Below are 1,770 nucleotides of genomic sequence, written 5' to 3'. Positions count from 1 at the left end.
GCTTGGGCCTATTCTCTGCGGCCTGCTCTCACAGGCACCCCTTCTCGCGAACTTACGGGGTCAATTTGCCGAGTTCCTTAACAACGCTTCTCCCGCTCGTCTTAGGATTCTCTCCTCACCTACCTGTGTCGGTTTGCGGTACGGGTACCTCTGCTCTCGATAGTGGCTTTTCTTGTCAGTGCGGAATCGGTCACTTCGGTACTTATTTTTCCCTCCCCGTCAGGCCTTCGAAACAACCGGCGGATTTCCCTACCGGTCTATCTACCTCCTTTGGACGAGCTCTTCCGGTCGCTCGCTTGACCTATCCCCCTGCGTCCCCACTTCTCTCAAACGAGCAGCGGTAGTACAGGAATTTCAACCTGTTGTCCATCACCTACGCCTTCCGGCCTCGGCTTAGGTCCCGACTTACCCTGGGCGGACGAACCTTCCCCAGGAAACCTTAGGCTTTCGACGGTAAAGATTCTCACTTTACTTTCGCTACTTATTCCGGCATTCTCACTACTGTCTCGTCCACATGTCCTTCCGGTCATGCTTCGGCCTACCACAGTAAGCTCCCCTACCCAGTATCTCTACTGCCATAGCTTCGGTACACAGTTTAGCCCCGAACATTTTCGGCGCAGGTTCACTCGACTAGTGAGCTATTACGCACTCTTTGAATGAATGGCTGCTTCTAAGCCAACATCCTAGTTGTCTTAGCAAACCCACATCCTTTACCACTTAACTGTGATTTTGGGACCTTAGCTGATGGTCTGGGCTGTTTCCCTCTCGACTATGAAACTTATCTCACATAGTCTGACTCCCAAGCAACATCTAGACGGCATTCAGAGTTTGAGAGGGTTCGGTAACCCGGTAAGGCCCCTAGCCCAATCAGTGCTTTACCTCCGTCAGACTTTACTTGAGGCTAGCCCTAAAGCTATTTCGGGGAGAACCAGCTATATCCGAGTTCGATTGGAATTTCTCCGCTATCCACAGCTCATCCCAAACCTTTTCAACGGTTACGGGTTCGGTCCTCCACGAGACTTTACTCTCGCTTCAACCTGTCCATGGATAGGTCACCCGGTTTCGGGTCTATTGCATGCGACTTGTCGCCCTATTAAGACTCGGTTTCCCTTCGGCTCCGTACCTTATGAGTACTTAACCTCGCCGCATACAATAACTCGCCGGACCGTTCTACAAAAAGTACGCTGTCGAGCTTTAACGCTCTCCAACTGCTTGTAAACATAGGGTTTCAGGTTCTCTTTCACTCCCCTCCCGGGGTTCTTTTCACCTTTCCCTCACGGTACTTCTCCACTATCGGTCACCAGTTAGTATTTAGCCTTGGAGGGTGGTCCCCCCTGCTTCCCACAAGGTTCCACGTGCCTCGTGGTACTCTGGATCCCGGCCTGTCTACTCGCTTTTCGCATACGGGACTTTCACCCTCTATGGTGTAAGCTTTCCAGCTTACTTCTGCTAAGCTCGTAGAATCATTATGCCGGTCCGCAACCCCGAACTATATTGCTATAGCTCGGTTTGGGCTCTTCCGCTTTCGCTCGCCACTACTTACGGAATCTCGGTTGATTTCTTTTCCTGTGGGTACTTAGATGTTTCAGTTCCCCACGTCTCGCCCTGCTGCACTATGGATTCATGCAGCAGTACCTGAGCATTTACCTCAGGTGGGTTCCCCCATTCGGAAATCTGCGGGTCGATGGCTGTTTGCGCCTCACCGCAGCTTTTCGCAGCTTACCACGTCCTTCATCGCCTTCTGGTGCCGAGGCATTCACCCTATGCTCT

1 rRNA gene is annotated in these 1,770 nt (G+C 52.0%); it reads right to left on the bottom strand.

The annotated features are described in order from the left end of the window. A 23S ribosomal RNA gene (locus DK861_RS16455) occupies positions 1-1,770 on the bottom strand; the annotation flags it as partial.

This window comes from Proteus sp. TJ1640 (genome assembly GCF_003144445.1).
Classification (GTDB): Bacteria; Pseudomonadota; Gammaproteobacteria; order Enterobacterales; family Enterobacteriaceae; genus Proteus; species Proteus penneri.
The sequence above is the reverse complement of the archived record's forward strand: the minus strand, read 5'-3'. Positions and strand labels throughout refer to the sequence as shown.